At 44.1% G+C, this 7,738-nt stretch carries 7 protein-coding genes and 1 pseudogene; 5 read left to right on the forward strand and 3 right to left on the reverse strand.

Annotated elements, in window-relative coordinates; all coding sequences use genetic code 11:
• The first annotated feature begins 363 nt into the window (after positions 1-363).
• Both Q7J27_06630 and Q7J27_06635 read left to right on the forward strand, forming a co-directional pair.
• On the forward strand, positions 364-2,457 hold the full coding sequence (locus Q7J27_06630; protein ID MDO9528820.1) for a ribonucleoside triphosphate reductase: 2,094 nt from the start codon (positions 364-366) through the stop codon (positions 2,455-2,457).
• Between the two features lie 3 nt (positions 2,458-2,460).
• On the forward strand, positions 2,461-3,150 hold the full coding sequence (locus Q7J27_06635) for an anaerobic ribonucleoside-triphosphate reductase activating protein (GenBank protein MDO9528821.1): 690 nt from the start codon (positions 2,461-2,463) through the stop codon (positions 3,148-3,150).
• A 369-nt stretch (positions 3,151-3,519) separates the two neighbouring features.
• On the opposite strand, the pseudogene Q7J27_06640 reads toward Q7J27_06635, so the two are convergent.
• Positions 3,520-3,624 (reverse strand): annotated as a pseudogene (locus tag Q7J27_06640) (phage integrase N-terminal SAM-like domain-containing protein).
• Positions 3,625-3,787: 163 nt separating this feature from the next.
• Here Q7J27_06640 and Q7J27_06645 point away from each other — a divergent pair.
• The 3 genes from Q7J27_06645 to Q7J27_06655 all read left to right on the forward strand — a co-directional run bounded on the left by Q7J27_06645 (position 3,788) and on the right by Q7J27_06655 (position 6,122).
• Positions 3,788-4,426 carry a hypothetical protein gene (locus Q7J27_06645; protein ID MDO9528822.1) on the forward strand — a complete coding sequence of 213 codons (639 nt, stop codon included), beginning with the start codon at positions 3,788-3,790 and terminating at the stop codon, positions 4,424-4,426.
• A 119-nt stretch (positions 4,427-4,545) separates the two neighbouring features.
• Positions 4,546-5,607, forward strand: coding sequence for an MmcB family DNA repair protein (locus Q7J27_06650; GenBank protein ID MDO9528823.1), 1,062 nt, complete (start codon positions 4,546-4,548; stop codon positions 5,605-5,607).
• A 50-nt stretch (positions 5,608-5,657) separates the two neighbouring features.
• Positions 5,658-6,122, forward strand: a complete 465-nt coding sequence (locus tag Q7J27_06655; protein MDO9528824.1) for an RDD family protein — start codon at positions 5,658-5,660, stop codon at positions 6,120-6,122.
• Between the two features lie 336 nt (positions 6,123-6,458).
• On the opposite strand, the gene Q7J27_06660 is transcribed toward Q7J27_06655, so the two are convergent.
• Together Q7J27_06660 and Q7J27_06665 are read right to left on the reverse strand one after the other, a co-directional pair.
• The gene (locus tag Q7J27_06660) at positions 6,459-7,547 is read right to left on the reverse strand and encodes a transposase (protein ID MDO9528825.1); all 1,089 of its coding nucleotides are present in this window, start codon (positions 7,545-7,547) and stop codon (positions 6,459-6,461) included.
• Positions 7,531-7,738: tyrosine-type recombinase/integrase (locus Q7J27_06665; protein ID MDO9528826.1), on the reverse strand; the 208-nt coding region annotated here is incomplete at its 5' end. The genes Q7J27_06665 and Q7J27_06660, both read right to left, overlap by 17 nt.

Genomic DNA, 7,738 nt, shown 5'->3' on the forward strand with positions numbered 1-7,738 from the left:
CTCATGAATCTTCGATTGATTCGCCTTAGGCTCATGAATCTTCGATTGATTCGCCTTAGGCTCATGAATCTTCGATTTCCTTGCCCGCAAGCCCGCCTTGTAGGCGGGGAGACTGACAATGTTATATTGCTGATTTTCTTGCCCTATCTATCAGAAAAAACCCTCTCAAGATAGATTCTTCTCGGCCGGGACCATATAGTGTAAAAAAAGTATTGCCTGCGTAAGTGTTCTGAATCCCTTTAGATTGTACCGGTTAAAAAAATCTTCCAAATTTTTTCTTGCAATGCACAATATATGGTATTAATATCAGGAAACGCCACAATATCTTGTGGAGAAATATAAATTAAGGCGGGGGCAAGTCTCATGCATACTAAGATAAGAAAGAGGGATGGCAGGTATGTAAAGTTCAATGCCGATAAGATTACCAACGCCATAGCGAGTGCGGGGGCGGCTACTGGTGAATTCGATGATGTTAAGGTGCCAAGGAAGCTGACACTGAAAGCCCTGAACCTGGCGGAAAAGCTTTTCGACGACAAGGTAATGGGGGTGGAGGACATACAGGACATTGTAGAAGAGGTTCTTCTGGATTCTCCATACCGCAGGGCAGCAAAAGCATATATAATATATCGTGATCAGCATGCGAGACTTCGAGAAATTGCCGATAAGATGGAAGTTGATCTGGTCGATCAGTATCTGAAGAAGATCGACTGGAAGGTTAACGAGAACAGTAATATGGGTTATTCTCTGCAGGGATTGAATAACTACATTTCCTCTGAAGTCAGTAAGGTTTACTGGTTGAACGAAATTTACCCGCCGGAGATCAGGGCCGCACACACAGAGGGTGACTTTCACCTTCACGATTTAAGTATTCTCTCTGTTTACTGTGTAGGCTGGGATCTTTTTGACCTTTTGATGGAAGGATTTAAAGGGGTATCGGGCAAGGTAGAGAGTAAACCGGCTAAACACCTCCGCAGCGCACTGGGACAGATCGTAAACTTCTTCTATACTCTTCAGGGGGAGGCTGCAGGCGCCCAGGCTTTTTCAAATTTTGATACCCTTTTAGCTCCGTTCATAAGATATGACAATTTAAACTACAAAGAAGTCAAGCAGGCTCTGCAAGAGTTTATCTTTAATATAAATGTACCGACAAGGGTTGGGTTTCAGACCCCATTTACCAACGTTACACTGGATGTGACCGTTCCGGAATATTACGCCAATCAGAATGTGATCATCGGTGGTAAGATACAAAAAGAGACGTACCGGGATTTTCAGGAAGAGATGAATCATTTCAACAAGGCCTTTCTGGAAGTGATGGCGGAGGGAGATGCCAAGGGGAGAGTATTCACCTTTCCTATTCCTACCTATAATATCACTAAAGAATTTGACTGGGAAAGTCCCAATCTAAATGGTCTTTGGCAGATGACAGCCAAATATGGTGTGCCCTATTTTTCTAATTTTATAAATTCAGATATGAATCCGGAAGACGCAAGGAGTATGTGCTGCAGATTACGAATTGATAACAGAGACCTGGAAAAAAGGGGCGGCGGCCTTTTCGGGTCAAATCCGCTGACGGGGTCTATTGGAGTGGTCACTATCAATATGCCGAGGATCGGTTATCTGAGCAAAACGGAGAACGAGTTTGTGATGCGCCTGGAGAAGGTAATGATCCTCGCCAGGGAGAGTCTGGAAATAAAAAGGAAGGTTCTCGAAAAGTATACTGATGGGAATCTTTATCCTTACACGAAATATTATCTGAGGAGCGTAAAAGAGCGTTTTGATGAATACTGGAAAAATCATTTTTCGACCATCGGTCTGGTGGGGATGAATGAAGGCTGTTTGAATCTGCTCGGAAAGAGTATCGGGGATCAAGAGGGGCAGGAATTGACCCGGAGGGTTCTGGATTTCATGAGAGGCAAGTTGGTCCAGTTTCAGAAAGAGACGGGAAACAACTATAATCTTGAAGCGACTCCCGCTGAAGGAACATCTTTCAGCCTGGCAAAAATAGACAGGAAAAAATATCCTGACATAATATGTGCCAATGAGAATGGAAACAGAGGAGAAAAAGGGTCCGCATTTTATACTAATTCTACTCAGCTGCCGGTGAATTTCACCGATGATGTTTTCGAGGCGCTCGACCTGCAGGATAGCATACAGACAAAATATACAGGTGGAACTGTTTTTCACACATATGCCGGTGAACGTATTGATAATCCTGAGGCTGTTAAGGTGCTTGTGCGCAAAATCTGTGAAAAGTATCGTTTGCCCTATGTGACCTTTACTCCTACTTTCAGTGTTTGCCCGACTCACGGGTATTTGAGCGGGGAACATGAAACGTGTTCAAAGTGTGGAGAAGCATGTGAGATATATTCACGTGTGGTGGGTTATCTGCGTCCCGTGAAACAGTGGAACAAAGGGAAGCAGGAAGAGTTTAAAATAAGGAAAACGTTCAATTTTTAGGATATGAATATTGGTGGCCTGCAGAAAGTTTCTCTAATAGATTATCCGGAAAAAATATGCGCTGTTCTGTTTGTTCAGGGGTGTAATTTCAGGTGTCCATTCTGTCATAATCCGGAGCTCGTAGATCCCGATCGTTACCATGATTGTATTCCGGAAGAGGAACTTTTTTCCTTTTTAGAGAAGCGAAGGGGAAAACTTGATGCCGTAAACATTACAGGGGGTGAGCCGACTATACAGCCGGATCTGGTTGAATTTGTTGAGCGCGTTAAGGGGATGAGCTATCTGGTCAAGATAGACACAAACGGGTCGCGCCCTGAAGTGCTGAAAAAATTGATCGACCGGGGGCTTTTAGATTATATTGCTATGGATGTGAAAGCCCCTCTAATGAGATATCGTGAAATTACCGGATCTGATATAAAGCCTGCCATAATCAAACAAAGCATTAAAATGATTATGGATTCAGGTATAGAATATGAGTTTCGTACAACGGTTGTAAAATCTCTTCTGGACAAAAATGATCTGCGAAAAATCGCAGGAACAATAAAAGATGCCCGCCTTTATGTCCTGCAGAAATTTGTCCCCTCAAAATCCCTCGATGAAAAATTTCTAAGCGAAACGACCTACTCAGATGAAGATTTCGAAGCCATGAAGGAAAAACTCAAGAATTACGCCGGGCATGTGACTGTGCGATAAAAAGGCAGGGGGGAAGGTCTTACAATACCACACAAAATCCCCCCTTTAGTAAAGGGGGGTGAGGGGGGATTAAAGATTTCAACTTACAGTAGCCGACACACAAGCGACAATCCCGAATATTCCCCTCTCACGCCGAGCGAACACCTCAAAATCATTGGAAAAGTAATCAGGATAGAAAAGGGGTATTAAGTTCTGAGAGGGACACATCTTAAATATTGTTGATAATGGGGGTATAAGAAAAAAACAGCCAAACCTGCCCTTGACTCATTTGTTAGAATTTGTTGATTTTGTATATTACATGTTTGGTGGTACTACGTACTATTAGCTCCTCACATTCAAAGGCGTTTAACCAAATTAGGTTACGTTTTTGTGAAAAAAAATATAACGTTTTATCCAGTTAACGTATGCTTGTTCTGTGCGAATTGAGTAATGCTTCTTTCTAATCACATAACGGACTTGATCAAGCAGCTTCATATAATAAACTGACTTTCAGTATTTATATGATTCAATATGGTCTCGATCCTTTACAACATATCTTATTTACTGTACGTTTTCAACGTCAAGTTAGTTATGCCGTGATATAATACGGTGAATGGGCAGTATAATATATGTTAGACTTTCGCTAGGATCATTTGACATGGACAGAAAAGCACAGGCTATATCACTCGTAGATTATCTCCAATCGCTTGATGATTTCGTCATGATCGACTACTTTGACGGCAATTATGGCCACATGGGAGCAACAATTTCTGATGCAATACTCCAGGCAGGAACAACGTATGAGACAGTTGTACGTCCCAGGATCAAAAGAATCAGAGAGGTATATTCAGAGGCCGTGACTACTTCAGAATTTTGGCGGTTACTCCAAGAGAAAGGCTCAAAGGCAGTGCTATCGTGGAAGGATGATGAGAAGCCAAGAAGAGTAGTTGAATTCACCAAGTTCCTGCTTGAGGAGGGTATTGAGACCGAAGGAGCACTCAGCGAATGGATCGAATCGGATTCCAACAGGGCTCGACTACTCAAAGTGAGAGGAATTGGACCCAAGACAGCTGACTATATTAAAATTTTGGTAGGTTCTCAGACTGCAGCAGTAGACAGGCATGTTTTTAGACTTCTGAGTGAAGCGGGGCTTGAGACTTCCAACTATGAGGAAGCCAAGGAAATTCTCAATCTCGCTGCAGACATCTTTGGAGTAGAAAGAGCCCTTTTCGATCACAGCATCTGGCAATACATGTCGAAGCGTGACAAACTGAAATCAAAGAAGTTTCCTTGCTAATGAATTGACAAATAAAGTCTAACCTTTCGTTCCACCAGACAACAAAAGCCTAGCGGCTTTTGTTGTCTGGTGAACTTTTCGTTGGCCGACAACGACAAGGCCCGTGACGGAGTATGAATATGTATAGAGTCGATATCCAGAACAAGAAACTGATTGAGATCCCCGCAACATCCTACAGTGAACTCAACCTGAGGGAGCGTTTTGACATCCAAGAGTGGATAGCAGACACACCGGAAATACTTGGCGAGCCACTGCTGATAATTGCGAAGGAACTGGTGCTTCCGTCTGGACGCCGTCTTGATTTGCTTGCTGTGGATAAAGAGGGAGCATTGGCCATCATCGAGTTGAAACGAGATAACTCCGGTGCTGATGTCGAGTGGCAGGCGATCAAGTATGCTTCTTACTGTTCCAGTTTCTCTGACGACGAAATCTATAAGCATTTTGCGGAATATCTTGGTACGGACGGCGACGATGCTCAGGTCAAAATTGAGGGATTTATCAACTGTGAACCAGAAGATCTGAACCAGCGTCAAAGGATAATTTTGGTTGCAAAGGAATTTCACTCCGAGGTTATCTCTGCCGTGCTGTGGCTTCGTGAGTCAGAGATAGATATCGAATGTATCCGGTTGACCCCCTATTTCGATCAGAATGGTGAACTTTTTATTAATCCCGAAATAATTATTCCGCTCCCGGAAGCAAAAGACTACATCCAGAAGAAGGAAAGCAAACAGAAAGAACAGAAACAACCAGGCAAAAGTTCGTTTTCACTTGAAAAATCAAATTTGGAGCCAGCCGAGCTAAAGGATCGAATCGTTGAATCACTTACCCGCCCCAGCGATCTTACTCCGCGCTTCCGAGCCTTCCTGGAGATAATCAGCCAAGAGGATCGAATCTACAACCGAGATGAAGTAAAGCAAGGGCTGTCTGAGGCTGGCGTGGGGAACGATATCGGCCAAAGTGGTCGATACCTTAGCAATATCTCTCAGTTTTTGACCAAGAAATCAAATCCGCACCTCCGGCAGGCAATCGAATTCGAGACAGGTGGGACCCATGGTGAGACAAAGGACAATTACCATGTTATTTCCGGATATCGTGACTTAATTCAACAGGCTTTGGAAGAGACATCACGAGAAGTATCAAAAGAGCCGCAGGCCAACAAGTTGGTCCAGCCGACCTCGTAAACTCGGCGGCTGACCACGGCGTTATACTTATAAAAGAACGGAGGTGAGCGATGGTAAACAAGGATGATTTTGAATACGCTGGTTTTTGGATTCGTGTTTGGGCAAGCATTATAGACACTATTTTAATTCTTATAATAACGATGCCCATTCTTTTATCGGTTTATGGGACAGGATATTTTGATTCAGATAAGATCATTCAATGGCCATTGGACTTTTTTGTTTCTTGGGTTTTCCCGGCAATTGCCGTGATCTTTTTTTGGATTTATAAATCAGCAACTCCAGGAAAAATGGCAATATCATCAAAAATCGTAAATGCGCATACGGGAGAAAAACCTTCTGTAGGGCAGTTTGTTGGACGCTACTTTGCCTACTTCATTTCCGGTATTCCATTAGGACTTGGAATCATTTGGATAGCATTCGATAAAAGGAAACAAGGGTGGCACGACAAGTTGGCTGGAACTGTCGTAATTCGTAGAAAGAATAGAGAACCAGAACCAGTCAGATTTAAAAGTTAAGCATAACCTATAAGGATTGAGTCGATCCGCGAAGCGGTCGAACTCAATCCATTGTTCAATAAGCCCGATCTCATTATATAGGGTAATGATTCGTTGCCGTAGAGAGGAAAGAGATTTTGGAGTTGTAAATTTTGACAGGGTTTAGCGAAAATTATCGTTCTTTGATAAGATAGATATCTTTTTCACTCCTGAAATTGTCCTGAAGCTGCCTGCTTTCGGTATTGAAGCAACCGTCTGGCGGAATTTAGCAACAGAAATCCATTCAATCCCAAAAACGGTTTTCAGGAAGGTAATATCTGCCTTTATTGATTTGCTACAATTCAATCATTTCAGCCATTATCCGGGTTGCCAGAGTTCATATGGCATGATGCTGTATCGATACACAAGTCTCCCTCCACAATGAGGGCAGTAAGGCGATGCTTTTTCCTGCTTTTTTGGGACTTGGTATTCTACGAAAAAGTCTAAAGACAGCTCAATGGCGGCCCTGATATCTTTCAGGGTTACTGACGAGCCTGATCCCATAAAGCCGTAATAGCGGATCTTCATGAATCCGGTCGGTAAAACGTGTTGGAGATAGCGCCGGATAAATTCCATGACATCAAGGGTCATGGTCCGCCAGCGGGAACTTTTCTGCTTTTTGTAACGGAAGGTAACCTGACGATTCTCTACTTTTACGATTCGACTGTCAGAGATGGCCACCTTGAAAACATAAGGCGCCAGGTATTTCAGGCTTGCCTCGCTGCTACCGACGGCCTGGCAATTAACATTCCAATCAATATTCCATACGATTGGGTCAATCTGATCGAAAAGGCCGGTTTTCTTCATCTCATCCCGGAATTTGGCGCGAAAGATCTTTGACAAGGCTGATACAGGGACATAAAAATCAACGCGCGACGAGTGCCAAATACCGGTCTCTTTATCGAAAGCGCCACCGGGAACGATGTAATGGATATGGGGATGATGTCCCAGTTGTTGCCCCCAGGTATGCAGAACACCGAAAAATCCAGGGCAGTCACCTCCGACAAATTTCTCATCGGCGGACAGTTTTTTCAGTGACGTTGAAGAGGCTGCAAAAAGGGCGGAGTAAGCGATTCTTTGATGACTGCGCATAAAACGGCGCAGTTGTCTGGGAACTGTGAAGGTGACCATGAAGTGGTGACCGGGCAGTTCCCTGTTCAGTTGTCTTTCCAGCCACTGCCGGGCTTTGTGATTCTGGCAGGTCGGGCAGTGGCGGTTGCCGCAGGAACGGAAAACGATAGTCGGCTTGTTACACTGTTTGCATGAGTAAACATTGACACCGCAGACTTCGGTGCGACAGTTAATGATTCCCTTGATCACTTTCCGGTGGTTCGAAGGAATCGATTCCTGATAAGTTTCCAGGTACTCGGGGCCGTGCTCACGAAAGATATCAGCGATAGCTCCCATGGTCGAGTCCTTTCATTACATCGTTGATAATGCCGAAGGCGTTTTCCTGGCCTTTGCTGGTCAGATGCAGATAGACCATGGTGGTTTCCAACTGGGCGTGCCCCAGGTAGCGTTGGATAGCGCGGATATTAACGCCTGCTTCAAGGAGATGCGTAGCGTATGAGTGGCGCAGGGTATGAACTGAGACATGC

Source organism: Syntrophales bacterium, assembly GCA_030655775.1.
GTDB lineage: Bacteria > Desulfobacterota > Syntrophia > Syntrophales > JADFWA01 > JAUSPI01.

Coding starts and splice junctions, on each gene's coding strand:
- Q7J27_06630 (MDO9528820.1), top strand. CDS start 364: ATGCATACTAAGATAAGAAAGAGGGATGGCAGGTATGTAAAGTTCAAT.
- Q7J27_06635 (MDO9528821.1), top strand. CDS start 2,461: ATGAATATTGGTGGCCTGCAGAAAGTTTCTCTAATAGATTATCCGGAA.
- Q7J27_06645 (MDO9528822.1), top strand. CDS start 3,788: ATGGACAGAAAAGCACAGGCTATATCACTCGTAGATTATCTCCAATCG.
- Q7J27_06650 (MDO9528823.1), top strand. CDS start 4,546: ATGTATAGAGTCGATATCCAGAACAAGAAACTGATTGAGATCCCCGCA.
- Q7J27_06655 (MDO9528824.1), top strand. CDS start 5,658: ATGGTAAACAAGGATGATTTTGAATACGCTGGTTTTTGGATTCGTGTT.
- Q7J27_06660 (MDO9528825.1), bottom strand. CDS start 7,547: ATGGGAGCTATCGCTGATATCTTTCGTGAGCACGGCCCCGAGTACCTG.